The sequence below is a fragment of the Cupriavidus yeoncheonensis genome (assembly GCF_905397275.1).
GTDB lineage: Bacteria > Pseudomonadota > Gammaproteobacteria > Burkholderiales > Burkholderiaceae > Cupriavidus > Cupriavidus yeoncheonensis.
Genome location: NZ_CAJPUY010000035.1, coordinates 32372 through 46462 on the forward strand (window position 1 = coordinate 32372; position 14091 = coordinate 46462).

The following is a 14091-nucleotide window of genomic DNA, read 5'->3' on the forward strand; positions in this document are numbered from 1 at the left end:
AGGAGGCGATGGCGCAGGACGCCAATCCCCCGCCTTCATGACGACTATAACCAGCGCTCATCCCTCCGTGTCAGCCCCCGCAACCGCGCCCGCCATGGCTTCGTGGCGCGCGAACAGCCTGTGCACCAGCGCGCGGATCCACTGGTTGCCCGGCTCCCGGTGCACGCGGTCGTGCCAGTGCTGGGCGATGTCCATGCCGGGCAGCGCCAGTGGGGGCGTCACCACCGCCAGACCCAGGTCCTGGCATAGCGCGCGGGCCAGCGTCAGCGGCAGGATCGCCACGGCGTCCGAATGCCGGGCGATCAGGGCCGCGGTCGCGAAGCTCGGCACGCGGCAGACGATGTTGGTCTGCGGCACGGCCGCTTCGATGGCGCGCTCGGCGCTGAGGTGCTCGTGACCGGTACCGACCGCGGAAACCAGCACATGCTTCTCGGCGACGAACGCATCCGCCTCGCCAAGCTGCGCCAGCCGCGGATGGTCCCTGCGCACGACCGCGCCGTAGGTTTCGTGCCACAGCAACTGGCGGCGGATGCTCTGCGTCAGCGTGGGGAACGAGCCGATCGCCAGATCGACGAGACCATTCTCCAGCCAGACATCGAGATGCGTGGCATCGGCGTTGACCGCCTGCACCAGGATGCCCGGCGCTTCCTCCGCCAGCTGGCTCAGCAGCCGCGGCAGCATCTGCGAAGCGCCGGCATCCAGCAGGAAGAAGCTGAAGCTGCGCTGGCTGGTGCGCGGATCAAAGCTGACATGGTCCGAACGCAATGCACGCACGCTCCGGAGAATGGCCCGCACCGGCTCGCCAAGCTCCAGCGCCTTGGGTGTGGGCTCCATGCGCAGGCCCACCCGGACGAACAGCGGATCACCGAAATAGTGGCGCAGCCGCGCCAGCGTCTTGCTCAGCGCCGGCTGCGTCAGATTGAGCACGCGCGCCGCCTTGGTCAGGCTGCGCTCGCTCAGCAGCACATCCAGCACCAGCAGGTGATTCAGGCTGAGTTCGTCTTCATGACGCTGGGGAATAGTGTCCATGATGCGAGGTGATTAGCAAACGGGCCGGCTCGGCTGTAGTCTAGTTTCACACAGCTGACGCAGATCAGAAAGCAGGTTTCCAGAGACGAAACTTCATCCACGCCCGGTCGCGGCGCGAGGATGAAGGCCCCCATCAGGAGGAGATTGCCATGTCGTCAACAGTATCCATCGAAGCCGTCGCGAGCCGCGTTGCCGGAGTCGACATTGAAGCCGCCATCGATGCCGCCAGCTTCCGCGACGCCTTGTCGCGTGCCGTGACCGCGGTGACCGTCATCGCTACCGATGGCGCCGGCGGCCGCGCCGGCGTCACTTGCTCGGCGGTCTGTTCGGTCAGCGACTCGCCGCCCACGGTGCTCTTCTGCATCAACCACCGCAGCGCCGCGAACAGCGTGATCAAGTCCAACGGCGTGGTCAGCATCAACTGGCTGCACGCCAGCCAGACCGCGGTGTCCCAGCTGTTCGCCGGGGCCGGCGCGGTGCCGATGGCGCAGCGCTTCGACGGCGACAGCTGGGGCGTGTTCGCCACCGGCGCGCCATACAGCAAATCCGCCATGGTCGCCCTCGACTGCAAGGTCGTCGACCAGATCGAGATCGGCACCCACAGCGTCTTCGTCGCGCAGGTATTCGGCAGCGCCGGCACCGAAAGCCGCAACGACACGCCGCTGGTCTACTGCCGCCGCAGCTACGCCACCACGCAGCCGGTCGCAGCCTGACCCGCGCCCCCGGGCGCAACCCTCGAATTTCACCCCCGTGTCCGTATGCCCTTCTCCAGGGCAGGGACTGTCACACCCCTAAAACCCACCAAGGAGACCTCGCGATGATTCGCACTGGCAAGCAGTACCTGGAATCGCTCAACGACGGCCGCAACGTATGGGTCGGCAACGAGAAGATCGACAACATCGCGACGCACCCCAAGACGCGGGACTACGCGCAGCGCCACGCCGACTTCTACGACCTGCACCATCGTCCCGATCTGCAGGACGTGATGACCTTCGTCGACACCGACGGCGAACGCCGCACCATGCAGTGGTTCGGCCACTTCGACAAGGAGCAGTTGCGCCGCAAGCGCAAGTACCACGAGACCATCATGCGCGAGATGGCCGGCGCTTCGTTCCCGCGCACGCCGGACGTCAACAACTACGTGCTCCAGACCTACATCGACGATCCGTCGCCCTGGGAAACGCAGACGATCGGCGCCGAGGGAAAGATCAAGGCGAAGAATATCGTCGACTTCGTCAACTTCGCCAAGCGGCACGACCTGAACTGCGCGCCGCAGTTCGTCGACCCCCAGATGGACCGCTCCAGCCCGGATGCCCAGCAGCGCTCGCCCGGTCTGCGCGTCATCGAGAAGAACGACAAGGGCATCGTCGTGTCGGGGGTCAAGGCCATCGGCACCGGCGTCGCCTTTGCGGACTGGATCCACATTGGCGTGTTCTTCCGCCCCGGTATCCCGGGCGACCAGATCATCTTTGCCGCCACCCCGGTCAACACCCCGGGGGTAACCATCGTCTGCCGCGAGAGCGTGGTCAAGGACGATCCCATCGAGCACCCGCTGGCCTCGCAGGGCGACGAACTGGACGGCATGACGGTGTTCGACAACGTCTTCATCCCATGGTCGCACGTGTTCCACCTGGGCAATCCCGAGCACGCCAAGCTCTACCCGCAGCGTGTGTTCGACTGGCTGCACTATCACGCCCTCATCCGCCAGTCGGTGCGCGCCGAACTGATGGCCGGCCTGGCGATCCTGATCACCGAGCATATCGGCACCAACAAGATCCCGGCCGTGCAGACCCGCGTGGCCAAGCTGATCGGCTTCCACCAGGCCATGCTGGCGCACATCGTCGCCAGCGAGGAACTGGGCTTCCATACGCCGGGGGGCGCCTACAAGCCGAACATCCTGATCTACGACTTCGGCCGCGCTCTTTACCTGGAGAACTTCTCGGAGATGATCTACGAGCTGGTCGACCTCTCCGGACGCAGCGCGCTGATCTTCGCCAGCGAGGACCAGTGGAACGACAAGACCCTGAACGGCTGGTTCGAGCGCATGAACAACGGCCCGGTCGGCAAGCCGCACGACCGCGTGAAGATCGGCCGCGTGATCCGCGATCTGTTCCTGACCGACTGGGGCAACCGCCTGTTCGTCTTCGAGAACTTCAACGGCACGCCGCTGCAGGCCATCCGCATGCTGACCATGCAGCGCGCCGAGTTCTCGGGCGCGGGCCCCTACGGCGCGCTGGCCCGCAAGGTCTGCGGCATCGAACTCAGCGATGACCACGAGAGCGAATACAAGGCCACGGCCGGCTACGCCCAGGCACTGGATTCTGCGCGCCACCAGGAAAAGCTCGCCCTGAGCGGCACGATGACCGTGTGACCACCTGATCTTCCGGCCGGGTCCTGTTCGTCCCTATCCGGCCGGAACACCCGAACCATGCAAGGAGTGCAACATGCAAACCAATGAACTGCTCGACAAGATCTTCCGCGGCGCGCGCAGCCAGAATGGCTGGCTGCCCACGCCGGTACCCGACAGCAAGCTGCGGGAACTCTATGAGCTGATGAAATTCGGCCCTACCTCGGTCAACTGCTCGCCGGCCCGGCTGGTGTTCGTGCGCACCGAAGAAGGCCGGGCCAGACTGCGCCCGGCACTGGCGCCCGGCAACGTCGAGAAGACCATGGCCGCGCCGGTCGTCGCCATCGTCGGCTACGACACCCGCTTCTACGAACACCTGCCGGAGCTGTTTCCGCACAACCCCGCGGTCAAGGCATGGTTCGAGGGCGACGAAAAGGTGGACTTCGCGAACACCACGGCGTTTCGCAACGGCACGCTGCAAGGCGGTTATCTCATCGCCGCGGCACGCGCAGTGGGCCTGGATTGCGGCCCCATGTCGGGCTTCAACAACCAGGCCGTCGACCAGGCATTCTTCGCCGGCACCAGCATCCGCTCGAACTTCATCTGCGGCCTTGGCCACGGCGACCCCGAAAAGGTGTTTGCCCGTAGTCCACGCCTGTCGTTCGACCAGGCCTGCCAACTCGCCTAGCGGCCGGGAGTCTCGCCATGCAAGAGTACGACCAGCATAACCTGACCAGGGCCGTGATTGCGCGCCTGGCCGAAACGCCCGAGGCGCGCACCAGGGAGATCATGACCAGCCTGGTGCGGCACCTGCACGACTTCGCACGCGAAGTGAGGCTGACCGAGGCCGAATGGATGCGGGGCATCGAGTTCCTCACCGCCACCGGGCACATGTGCGACGACAAGCGCCAGGAGTTCATCCTGCTCAGCGATGTGCTGGGCCTGTCGATGCTGACCGTGGCGATGAACCACGAAAAGCCGGACGGCTGCACCGAGTCCACCGTGTTCGGGCCCTTCCACGTCGAGGGCGCACCGCACTACGCGCATGGCGCGGATCTGGCGAACGGCGCCAGGGGCGAGCCCTGCGTGGTCCATGGACGGGTCACGGGCGCGGATGGCCGGCCGGTTGCCGATGCCGTGGTGGAAACCTGGCAGGCGGACGCCGACGGGCGCTATGACGTGCAGTACGAAGGGCTCGAAGTGGCCCAGGGCCGCGGCGTGCTGAAGTCGGGCGATGATGGCCGCTTCCACTTCCGCACCATCGTCGCGCAGGCCTACCCGATTCCTGACGACGGCCCCGTTGGCGAGTTGCTTCGCGCCACCGGCCGTCATCCATGGCGGCCTGCGCACCTGCACTTCATGATCAAGGCACCTGGCTACGAGACACTCGTTACGCACGTCTTCCGGCGCGGCGACAAGTATCTCGATTCCGATGCCGTGTTCGGCGTGCGCAAGTCCCTGATCGGCGACTGGGTTCGCCTGGCCGACGGCACCTACCGGCTCGACTTCGACTTCGTGCTGAATCCGGCCCGCTAGCACCGGCACAGGCCGCGCCGCCCGCGAGGACGGCGCGGCTGCAACCACGCACCGCGCCAGCCGGCCCGGTGTATCACGCGGTCTTTCGGAGTGGCGAATGGGTTCGATAGATGGCACCAAGGCGTGGCGGACACGCGCACCGCTGCCGGTCCGGTTCGGGCGGCTGGCGCTCGTCGCCGCATGCGCTGCGGCCAGCGTGCCGGCGCGCGCCACGGAGGGTGGCGGCAACTCCTACCCCATCGGGGTCGACAATCTGTATTCGGGCCTGATGCTGCCCGAGGGCGCCAACTGGCTGCTGTTCTACCAGCATTACGATGCGGGCAGCTCCAGGGACAATGCCGGCCACGACAACCCGAGACTGGCCAGCTTCCACCTGCGGCTCGACGCGCTGGCGCCGCGCCTTTCCTATGTCTGGCCCGGCGTCAGGCTGTTGGGCGCCAACCTGGAAACGCGCGTGGTGGTGCCCATCGTGTCGGCCAATCTCGACATGTCCGTTGCCAGGCCGGCCCCCCTGCCGCCGCTCGACAAAGGCGGCAACAAGACCGGCCTGGCGGACATGACCCTGGCCCCGGTGATGCTCGGCTGGCACAGCGGCTCGTTTCATCAGACAGCAGGCATCGAGTTCCACCTCAAGACCGGCGCCTACGATGTCCATGACCCGGTCAATATCGGTCGCAACTACTACCAGATCGCACCGAGCTACGCGTTCACCTGGTTTCCGACCCACAAGGTCGACATCAGCGCCAGGTTCCGCTACGGCTTCAACACGCGCAACCAGGCCACCCGCTATCAGTCCGGCGATGAAGCCACCATCGAATTCAGTGCCGGCTACCACGTCACGCCAAGGCTGACGCTGGGCCTGAACGGCTATTACTACGTCCAGACCACGGACGACACCCAGGACGGCCTGCGCGTCAACGGCAACGGCAACCGGGGCCGCGTCACGGCGCTGGGGCCGGATATCTGCTTCCAGTTCACCGACAAGATCAGCTTCTCGCTCAAGGGGCAGTTCGAGTTCGGCGCGCGCAATCGCCCCGAAGGCAACCGGATCTGGGCCATGGGCCGCCTGTCGTTCTGACTGGCCCCAACCATCCCGAACAGCAATGGAGACCCCAAGATGAACCCGTTCCAGTACTCCGCCCGTGCCCAGCGCGTCGTCTTCGGCGCCGGCACCATCAGGCAGGTTGGCGAGGAAGTCGATGCGCTGGGCGCATCCAGCGTCCTGGTGCTCAGTACACCCGAGCAGCGCCCGCTGGCCGAACGCGTGGCGGACCTGCTCGGCGCGCGTGCGGTCGGCATCTTCGACCGTGCCGTGATGCACGTGCCGGTCGAGACCGCGCGCGCGGCCTGTTCGACGGCATTCGAACTGGGCGCCGACAGCGTGGTGGCGATCGGCGGCGGCTCGACCACAGGGCTCGCCAAGGCCATCGCCCTCGAGATGAGCCTCCCGGCGCTGGCAATCCCCACCACCTATGCCGGCTCCGAGATGACGGCGATCTACGGGCTCACCGATGCGGGCCTGAAGCGCACAGGCACCGACGTGAAGGTGCTGCCGCGCACCGTCATCTACGACCCGGAACTCACCTACTCTCTTCCGCTTGCGGTCAGCGTCACCAGTGGCATCAACGCGCTGGCCCACGCCGCCGAGGGCTTGTATGCGCATGACCGCAATCCGGTTTCGGACCTGATGGCAAGGGAGGGAATACGTGCCATCGCGGCGGCGCTGCCGGCGCTCGTTGCCGGACGGAAGACGGCCGTGCTGCACGCGGCGCGCGCCGAAGCGCTGTACGGAGCGTGGCTGTGCGGTGCCGTGCTGGGCAGCGTGGGCGTGGCCCTGCATCACAAGCTCTGCCATACGCTCGGCGGCAGCTTCAACCTGCCGCATGCGGAAACGCACACCATCATCCTGCCGCACGCGCTTGCCTACAACGCCAAGGCGGCACCGGCCGCCATGGCCGCCATCGCGCAGGCCATGGGCGCAGAGGGCGCGGCACAAGGTGCGTTCGATCTGGCACGCAGGACCGGCGCCCCGCTCGGCTTGCAGCAGATCGGCATGCGGGAGGATGAACTCGACAAGGCGTGCGAGATCACCATGCAGAACCAGTACCCGAATCCGCGACCGCTCGAAGCCGTGGCGATCCGCGAACTGCTGCAGCATGCCTGGGAGGGCCGCCGGCCAGTCTGAGGCGGGAGGAACGCGTGGGCACCACTGTGCAACCGGCCATAGGGGTGCAGGACTTCGCCTGGGTCACCGTTCCAGGCAGAACTTGAAGGGTACGAAATGTGGAAGGTCCCAAAGGAATACAACCACTTTGCGTTCGGCGCGATACAGGCCGGTGTCACGTGCGCGGTGGCCTCGGCGATTGCAAGCATGCAGTTCCTTGCCGAGGGAAGCTTTGTCTCGCACTGGCTGCGCGCGTACTTGCTTTCGTGGGCGGCGATGCTGCCCGTGGTCGTGGTCGCGGCACCGTTCATTCGCCGGCTCGCAAACCGAATCACACGCTGAACGATGGCCGTGGTTCTCTCGGCGGTGCCAATCAACTGGGTTGCTAACGATGATCAAGCATATTGTGATGTGGACGGTGAAAGGTTCGACTCCGGAAGAGAAGAACGAGGGCGTGCGCCGCATACAGGCGGCGTTCAACGGACTGCTCGGTGTGATCCCGGGTCTGATGGCGCTGGAGGTGGGCGCCGATGTCAGCCGCGTCGGGTACGCGTGCGATGTGGTGCTCTACACGGAGTTCAAATCCAGGGAGGCACTGGACGCATACGCAACCCATCCCGATCACCTGAGGATCAAGCGCGAACTGGCTGATGTCAGGATCGACCGTCACCAGGTGGACTATGTCGGCTTCACCAGCATATCCCGGGCGTACTTGAGTCCCATGCCATAGCCACCGCCAAAACGCTCGACCAGTCCGCGAGCCCGGTCATAGGTTTCCTTGCGCGTCCAGTCCCTCTGGAACTCGAGCAGGACCTGCAACCAGCTCGTCACCTCTGCGCCCTTGGAACGCATGCGGTCCAGCGCGTAGTGGTGGGAATCGACGGTCGCCCCGCCGCAGGCGTCCGCCACGACAAAGGCCTGGTAGCCCTCGGCCAGGCAGCACAGGACCGGGAAGCACACACAGGCCTCCGTCAGCATGCCCGCGAACAGGAGCTTCTTCCTGCCGGTGGCAATCACGGCCTGCCGCGCGGCGTCGTCCTCCCACAGGTTCATGGAGCGCCGGTCGTACACCGGAACGTCGGGCAACAGCTCCCGGATGGCCGGAAACGGCGGACCGCTGTACACCTTCGTGGCCGATGTCGAAAGAATCGTGGGGACGTCAAACGTCCGGGCGGTCTCGACAAGCGCCACCAGATTATTGAGGAGCTGCTGGCGGTCCATGGACTGCACCGCAAATCCCAGGCCCGCCTGCGGATCCACCAGCACCAGTGCACACTCCTGCGGAGAATTGAGTTCGTCCATCTCGCACCTGCCTCGAAAGCTGAAGTTTAGTAACGCACTGCCCCAAGACCTTCAGGCTAGTCGATCGTCGCCGGGCACCCAAGTACGCCTTCTGGCGCGCGCAGGATCGGACACTTGCGGCTTGCATCGCCAGGCAGAATGCTCGCGCCCTGCCTCCTGCCCGGTGCCGGGCTTGTCCGCCGGAAAACCAGGAAAGGCTGCGAATTGCGCACTTCCCGGATATAGTGGGCCTGGGTCTTTATCCGAAAGCCAACGCGGCGCGGAATGCCGGGTTCTCGCGCCGCGCGACCAGGGTGCCATACATGGATTACCTGACACATCCCCTTGCCTTAGGCGTCGCGGTGGTCCTGTGCGATGTACTGGCCTGGCGCCTCATCCGCCCGGAAGGCAGGCGGCTGCGGATCATCGTGCGCGTTGCGGTATTCGCCCTGCTGAGCCTCGTGCTCGTCAGGAACGGCATGAGCCCGCTTGGAGGTGCCCCGTTCCCCGGGCAGCCCATGCACCAGTTCCTGGCCCAGGCGCTGCAGATCGTGTGGTGGCTTCTGGGCGCCCGCATTCTGACGATCACGCTGGATGCGCTGTTCCTGCCCAAGGCCTGGCAAGGCGAACGCCTGTTTCAGGACGTGCTGGGCGCGGTGATCTTCGTCGCGGCGGCGGTAGCCGCCACGGCCTACGTGCTGGACCTGCCCGTCAGCGGCTTGCTTGCCACGTCGGGGGCCCTGGCGATCATTGTCGGCCTGGCGATCCAGAGCACGCTGGGTGATGTATTTTCCGGACTCGTCCTGAACACCACGCAGCCCTACCACCTGGGCGACTGGGTATCGATCGACGGTATCGAAGGCAAGGTCGTGGAGATAAACTGGCGCGCCACGCACCTGTTGAATGGCCAGGGAAATCTCGTGGTCATTCCCAACAATACGATCGCCCGCTCCAAGATCATCAACTCCAGCCGGCCTTCGGAACTGCATGGCGTCAGCGTAACGATCGAGGTCACGCCGGAGGCCCGCCCGAAGGCCGTCATCGAGGCACTGGAACGCGCGATCACGGGCTGCCAGACCGCGCTGCCCAATCCCAAATCATCCGTCGTGGTCAAGCACGCAGGCACCAATTCGATCGAATATGAAATGACCTGCTACGTCGCGACCTTGGCGAACAAGCTTGTCGCGACAAACCAGCTCTTTGACCTGGCCCACCGTCATCTGGCCGCGGCGGATATCGGCCTGCGCTCGCTCGGCGTTCCGGGCAACCTCCCGCCAGCCATCGACCGTCGCGTCAGGTTGCTTTCGACGGTAGGAATCTTCCAGGCCGTTGGCACCGACGAACTGATGCAACTGTCCCGGCGTCTGTCGCGGCACGAGTACGCGCCCGGCCAGGTTGTGGTGTCGAGTTCCGATGTCACCGACTACCTGCTTCTCGTCGATTCCGGCGTACTCTCGGTCTACCGCCTGCGCGACGGGCAAGCGGCGGAGATCAACCGGCTGGGACCGGGAGATGCATTGGGCGAACCGGGCGTACTGGCCGGAATCGCCATGGACGCCACCATCGAGGCGGTCACCGATGCCGTGCTCTACCGGCTCGACAAGGCAGACCTCACCCCGGTCCTGCAGTCGCGTCCCGAAGTCGGAACCCAGATGTGCCAGCTTCTGTCCCAGCGGCGTGAATCCGGCCGGGACCTGGCCATCATCCAGCCACCGCCAGCGAGCAAGGTGGGCATCCTTCAGTGGCTGCAGGACAAGATGCACAGCATCCACCATCTCGCGGGCGATCGCGGAACGTGAGTTGTGTAGTCGAGCGCCGGCTGGACCGGTGCATGGTGGCCGAGACCGCCTCCGAAGCCGACCTCGCGGTACCACGAGGTCGAAGGCTGTTCTGGAGTATCGAGGTCTCAGGGGGGGGCTGACTGTCCCTGGCTCTCTCTAAAAGATGCCGGTCACCTATTCGGCCAATGTTCCGCTCACGCCTTTCTTTGATTTATCCTTGCGCCGCGCGCGGCGTGCACTACGCTTTAGAAGCTTCTTTTAGCGCACTGTCATTCCGCCCCGATCGAAAGCTCGCTTCCTGGTAAGACCCGGCCACCCCGCCCTTAGAGAAGGAAACCATGCGAAAGCTGCTTGCCGTAGTCGCCCTCATGCTTGCCATGGCCCACGCGTCACACGCACAGGTGAAGCCATATCCATCGGGCTTTCGCAATCAGAATATCAAGACCGACGGGGCTACCTTGTTTGTACGTGTAGGTGGCCAAGGGCCGGCGGTGGTATTGCTGCACGGATTCGGCGACACGGGCGACATGTGGGCACCATTGGCCGCCGAGCTGGCGCGCACACATACCGTGGTGGTTCCTGATCTGCGGGGTATGGGGCTGTCGTCACACCCGGACGGCGGCTATGACAAGCGCACGCAGGCTGGCGACATCCGGTCAGTGCTGACTCAACTGAATATCGATCAGGCCGACGTGGTCGGCCATGACATTGGCACCATGGTCGCATTCGCCTATGCGGCGCGCTATCCGGACAAGACAAAGCGCCTGGTCGTGATGGACGCTCCGGTGCCGGGGGTGCCGCCATGGGAACAGATCGTCCGTATGCCCGCGCTCTGGCACTTCTCTTTCGGCGGCCCCGATGCGGAGCGGCTGGTGAAAGGCCGGGAGCGAATCTATCTGGACAGGTTCTGGAATGAATTTGCCGGGGATGCCTCGAAAATCGACGAGGCGACACGGGTTCACTACGCCCGGATCTATGCGAGGCCGGGCGCCATGCATTCCGCGTTTGCGCAATTCCTGTCGATCCCGCAGGACGCCGAGGACAATCAGAAATCGCTGGCGAACAAGCTGAGCATGCCCGTGCTGGCGATTGGCGGCGAGAAATCCTTTGGACAGAACGAGGCAATCGTCATGCGAAATGCCGCCAGCAACGTCAAGGAACTGGTCGTTCCCAATGCCGGGCACTGGCTAATGGAAGAACAGCCACAAGCCACGGTGAACGCCATCGTCGATTTCCTCGCGCAATAGCGCCAGGTCTTGACTACACAGCTCCCGGGGGCGTTACCGTAGAACGTCCAGGCGGCTGGCGAAGTGAAGCTGGCACCGTCTACCGTAATACCCGGCAGGGCCGGAGTCCACGGTGACCGAAGGTGGACGTGTGGTGCACTGCGCGCGCCATGCTGCCGTACATTCGGCTCGTCTGCAGATGCGTGGGGTGTCAAGAAAGCATGACTTAGTCGGCCCGGACCTTCGACGACGCCTGCCGGAACGGCACGGACTTGGATCTCCTTCATAGGAAAGGAGATCACCATGAAAGCACTGCCCCCCTTCCAGCAATCGCGTGCCATGGAAGTCTGAAAGCTGTCTTTGCTTTCCGGTCGGCTCGAACGGCAGGAGTGGGTCGCAGATTCAACCGCAGCTATGCGGTGGGCCAGCCGTGCGAGACAGGCCAATCATAGGCAACGTCGGCGATCTGACCAGCTTAGCCCTGAAAGCTCATATGCAGCTTTATCCACCGGTAAGAGTCGTGGCATGAAATGTCAAGCACAAGGAAGGGAATGCAAAGTTGCACTGCTGCGTCCCGCCTACTCTGGTTGCAGAGATAGCCGAACTTGCCTGCCGACTCCCAGCCATGCTGGCCAAAGTCGGGGTATTCGGTGCGCAAGGCAGCGTCACCAGAAGCGGATCATCCTGAATGCATCGAACCGGGGATCTGACGAGCGAGCCTGGGTTCACCCTTGCAACGTCCCCCACTCGAATTGCACGGGGATGATTGCAAACTCGAGCTATTTATAGTGAAGAAAATCGATCTTAATTTGGAGTGCATGCGATGCTGGAAGTCGCCAGATACCGTCACGAGGAGAACTACCTCAGTTACCAGAAAGCTAACCGTCGCACCGATGAGGTAACGGAGCTGCGACGCTGTGCGATTGGACAGCGCAAGACCCTGCTAAGCATCCTGGAAGGTAGAGCCTTTGAGAGCCTGGGTGGGCGCACTGGGAAAATAGGCGATTTTCTCAAAGAGCGTTATTTGGAATGCGAAGCTTACTGCCAGATCTTGCTACGCGGGCCGGACGAATTGGAACTAATCAATGTCCGCTTCTTCGTGCGGAGTATGGACAAGACGATTGATCTGCTGGTCGATGCCGCATTCGAGCTTGACCGTCGAAGCAGAAACGTGCGTCGCCAGAATTAAAGATCTCGACTGCAGGACAACCTGGGCGACCTCCGGATAATCCTCGAGGCCAACGCTCAAGGCCCCTGCTGCCATCGCAAGGGCCCGAGCCTGAGCCGCCGCCTGCCCACGTGTCGATGAAGTTGCCTGGACAAGTCCGGACGATCTGAGCTGCTGCAGGCGTCCCGCCGACGGGCGGGCCTCATCGGGCGCACCCGACCCCGAGGCAAAAGACAGAAGGGATCATGAGCCACTTCGCGACAGCATTTCTTTGTAGATAACGCAGCTATGGACCGCACCGGTTCATGGGATGAAACCGCACGCGCAACGCTTTCCGCTTCCTCCCGATAGTGGCGCAGCCAACTATAAGGCTGCGCCAGGGAATTGTTGCACCGCAGCTTCCGCCAAGCGGCCTTGTCGGGCCGCTGGCCGTGGCTAGACTAAATAGGCACACGCGCATTTGGCCGCGCGGGTGCCCACTCATGCGGGTCCGTTGGCTGCACGCTTCCCTGGCAGGCTTTGTCCTGGTTGCCCTACTTGGCGCGCTGGCGTCCTGGGCGCCGGTTGCAGTGGCGCAGCAAAAGCCTGCCTCCGCCCAGGCTGCGGCAAGTTCGGCCGCCGCGCGTCCCCGCGCAGCCGACGAGACAACCACGCGGCAGCTCAAGCTCGTCAACAAGGCGGCGAAAGGGGACTTCGACGCGATGCTCGAGCGTCGCACCATCCGTGTGTTGGTACCGTACAGCCGCACCCTCTACTTCGGCGACCAGGGCCATGAGCGCGGACTGACCGCGGAGCTGGTGCGCGATCTTGAGCGGTACCTCAACAAGACCTACGCCACGCGCCTTGAGAACCGGCCGCTGACCATCTACATCATTCCCACCACGCGTGACCGCCTCCTTCCGGACGTGGAAGCCGGCCTGGGTGACATTGCGGCCGGCAACCTGACAGTAACGGAGGAGCGGCTGAAACTGGTCGATTTTGCCGCCCCGCGTCACCAGAAGCCGGTGCGCGAGGTAGTGGTGACCGGACTCAGGGCGCCAGCGCTCAAGCACCTGAATGATCTCGCCGGCAAGACGGTATATGTGCGCAAGTCCAGCAGTTATTACGAAAGCCTGATCGCACTCAACAACCGCCTGCGCCGTACGGGCAAGGCGCCCGTAAGACTGATGCTTCTACCGGACGAGGTGGAGGACGAGGACGCGATGGAAATGGTGAATGCCGGCCTGTTGTCCATCGTGGTGGTAGACGATTGGAAAGCAAAGATGTGGGCACAGATCCTGCCTCATGTCAGGGTGCGTGACGACCTGGTGTTGCGCAACGAGGGCTACACAGGATGGGCCTTCCGGAAGAACAGCCCATTGCTTCGGCGGGCGCTCGATGACTTCGATGTCAATTACATGAAGAAGCTTGGCATTGCCGAATACCGGCTCAAGCAGTACATGCGTCGACCGCCACCTGCTCGAAGAGCATAAGCTGGGTGAGAAGCTGTTTGCCGAAGTTGGCCGGGTGCTGCAAACCAGGGGCGTAAAGCTCAACAGCGGCACGATCGTGGATGCCAC

General features: G+C 64.0%; 14 protein-coding genes and 1 pseudogene. 13 read left to right on the forward strand and 2 right to left on the reverse strand.

Going from position 1 to position 14091, the window contains the following annotated elements:
* Positions 1–57: 57 nt before the first annotated feature.
* Positions 58–1029: a LysR family transcriptional regulator gene (locus tag KHO22_RS30150; RefSeq protein ID WP_211950847.1), complete on the reverse strand. Its 972-nt coding sequence runs from the start codon at positions 1027–1029 to the stop codon at positions 58–60.
* A 149-nt stretch (positions 1030–1178) separates the two neighbouring features.
* Between KHO22_RS30150 and KHO22_RS30155 the strand changes: the two genes are divergently transcribed.
* From KHO22_RS30155 to KHO22_RS30190, 8 genes are all read left to right on the forward strand, one after another.
* Complete coding sequence (locus KHO22_RS30155) at positions 1179–1742, forward strand: flavin reductase (protein ID WP_211950848.1); 564 nt, start codon at positions 1179–1181, stop codon at positions 1740–1742.
* 104 nt (positions 1743–1846) lie between these two features.
* Complete coding sequence (gene tcpA, locus KHO22_RS30160) at positions 1847–3400, forward strand: 4-hydroxyphenylacetate 3-hydroxylase family protein (RefSeq protein ID WP_211950849.1); 1554 nt, start codon at positions 1847–1849, stop codon at positions 3398–3400.
* Positions 3401–3473: 73 nt separating this feature from the next.
* Complete coding sequence (locus KHO22_RS30165) at positions 3474–4064, forward strand: malonic semialdehyde reductase (protein ID WP_211950850.1); 591 nt, start codon at positions 3474–3476, stop codon at positions 4062–4064.
* Between the two features lie 17 nt (positions 4065–4081).
* Positions 4082–4912, forward strand: coding sequence for an intradiol ring-cleavage dioxygenase (locus KHO22_RS30170; RefSeq protein WP_211950851.1), 831 nt, complete (start codon positions 4082–4084; stop codon positions 4910–4912).
* Between the two features lie 97 nt (positions 4913–5009).
* Complete coding sequence (locus KHO22_RS30175) at positions 5010–5990, forward strand: SphA family protein (protein WP_211950852.1); 981 nt, start codon at positions 5010–5012, stop codon at positions 5988–5990.
* A gap of 39 nt (positions 5991–6029) precedes the next feature.
* Positions 6030–7097, forward strand: a complete 1068-nt coding sequence (locus KHO22_RS30180) for a maleylacetate reductase (protein WP_211950853.1) — start codon at positions 6030–6032, stop codon at positions 7095–7097.
* Between the two features lie 96 nt (positions 7098–7193).
* Positions 7194–7418, forward strand: coding sequence for a DUF2798 domain-containing protein (locus tag KHO22_RS30185; protein ID WP_211950854.1), 225 nt, complete (start codon positions 7194–7196; stop codon positions 7416–7418).
* Positions 7419–7467: 49 nt separating this feature from the next.
* Entirely contained in the window at positions 7468–7806 is a 339-nt protein-coding gene (locus KHO22_RS30190) for a Dabb family protein (RefSeq protein WP_211950855.1), read from the forward strand.
* Here the strand turns inward: KHO22_RS30190 and KHO22_RS30195 are convergent.
* Entirely contained in the window at positions 7755–8378 is a 624-nt protein-coding gene (locus KHO22_RS30195) for a hydrolase (RefSeq protein WP_211950856.1), read from the reverse strand. The two genes, KHO22_RS30190 and KHO22_RS30195, sit on opposite strands and share 52 nt — an antisense overlap.
* A 302-nt stretch (positions 8379–8680) precedes the next feature.
* Here KHO22_RS30195 and KHO22_RS30200 point away from each other — a divergent pair, with 302 nt between their 5' ends.
* The 5 genes and pseudogenes from KHO22_RS30200 to KHO22_RS30220 form a co-directional block, all read left to right on the forward strand.
* Positions 8681–10156: a mechanosensitive ion channel family protein gene (locus tag KHO22_RS30200; RefSeq protein ID WP_211950857.1), complete on the forward strand. Its 1476-nt coding sequence runs from the start codon at positions 8681–8683 to the stop codon at positions 10154–10156.
* Positions 10157–10476: 320 nt separating this feature from the next.
* On the forward strand, positions 10477–11385 hold the full coding sequence (locus tag KHO22_RS30205; RefSeq protein ID WP_211950858.1) for an alpha/beta fold hydrolase: 909 nt from the start codon (positions 10477–10479) through the stop codon (positions 11383–11385).
* 802 nt (positions 11386–12187) lie between these two features.
* A complete protein-coding gene (locus KHO22_RS30210; protein ID WP_211950859.1) occupies positions 12188–12553 on the forward strand; it encodes a hypothetical protein in 366 nt (121 codons plus the stop codon).
* A 680-nt stretch (positions 12554–13233) separates the two neighbouring features.
* A complete protein-coding gene (locus KHO22_RS30215) occupies positions 13234–14004 on the forward strand; it encodes a transporter substrate-binding domain-containing protein (RefSeq protein ID WP_420839669.1) in 771 nt (256 codons plus the stop codon).
* Positions 13982–14091: pseudogene (locus KHO22_RS30220) on the forward strand (IS5/IS1182 family transposase); the annotation flags it as partial. The gene KHO22_RS30215 and the pseudogene KHO22_RS30220, both read left to right, overlap by 23 nt.

What these genes read in the sequence shown, in the direction of transcription:
- KHO22_RS30200 (WP_211950857.1), top strand. Translation starts at nt 8,681, where the DNA reads ATGGATTACCTGACACATCCCCTTGCCTTAGGCGTCGCGGTGGTCCTG.
- tcpA (WP_211950849.1), top strand. Translation starts at nt 1,847, where the DNA reads ATGATTCGCACTGGCAAGCAGTACCTGGAATCGCTCAACGACGGCCGC.
- KHO22_RS30165 (WP_211950850.1), top strand. Translation starts at nt 3,474, where the DNA reads ATGCAAACCAATGAACTGCTCGACAAGATCTTCCGCGGCGCGCGCAGC.
- KHO22_RS30185 (WP_211950854.1), top strand. Translation starts at nt 7,194, where the DNA reads ATGTGGAAGGTCCCAAAGGAATACAACCACTTTGCGTTCGGCGCGATA.
- KHO22_RS30175 (WP_211950852.1), top strand. Translation starts at nt 5,010, where the DNA reads ATGGGTTCGATAGATGGCACCAAGGCGTGGCGGACACGCGCACCGCTG.
- KHO22_RS30150 (WP_211950847.1), bottom strand. Translation starts at nt 1,029, where the DNA reads ATGGACACTATTCCCCAGCGTCATGAAGACGAACTCAGCCTGAATCAC.
- KHO22_RS30210 (WP_211950859.1), top strand. Translation starts at nt 12,188, where the DNA reads ATGCTGGAAGTCGCCAGATACCGTCACGAGGAGAACTACCTCAGTTAC.
- KHO22_RS30170 (WP_211950851.1), top strand. Translation starts at nt 4,082, where the DNA reads ATGCAAGAGTACGACCAGCATAACCTGACCAGGGCCGTGATTGCGCGC.
- KHO22_RS30215 (WP_420839669.1), top strand. Translation starts at nt 13,234, where the DNA reads ATGCTCGAGCGTCGCACCATCCGTGTGTTGGTACCGTACAGCCGCACC.
- KHO22_RS30205 (WP_211950858.1), top strand. Translation starts at nt 10,477, where the DNA reads ATGCGAAAGCTGCTTGCCGTAGTCGCCCTCATGCTTGCCATGGCCCAC.
- KHO22_RS30155 (WP_211950848.1), top strand. Translation starts at nt 1,179, where the DNA reads ATGTCGTCAACAGTATCCATCGAAGCCGTCGCGAGCCGCGTTGCCGGA.
- KHO22_RS30190 (WP_211950855.1), top strand. Translation starts at nt 7,468, where the DNA reads ATGATCAAGCATATTGTGATGTGGACGGTGAAAGGTTCGACTCCGGAA.
- KHO22_RS30180 (WP_211950853.1), top strand. Translation starts at nt 6,030, where the DNA reads ATGAACCCGTTCCAGTACTCCGCCCGTGCCCAGCGCGTCGTCTTCGGC.
- KHO22_RS30195 (WP_211950856.1), bottom strand. Translation starts at nt 8,378, where the DNA reads ATGGACGAACTCAATTCTCCGCAGGAGTGTGCACTGGTGCTGGTGGAT.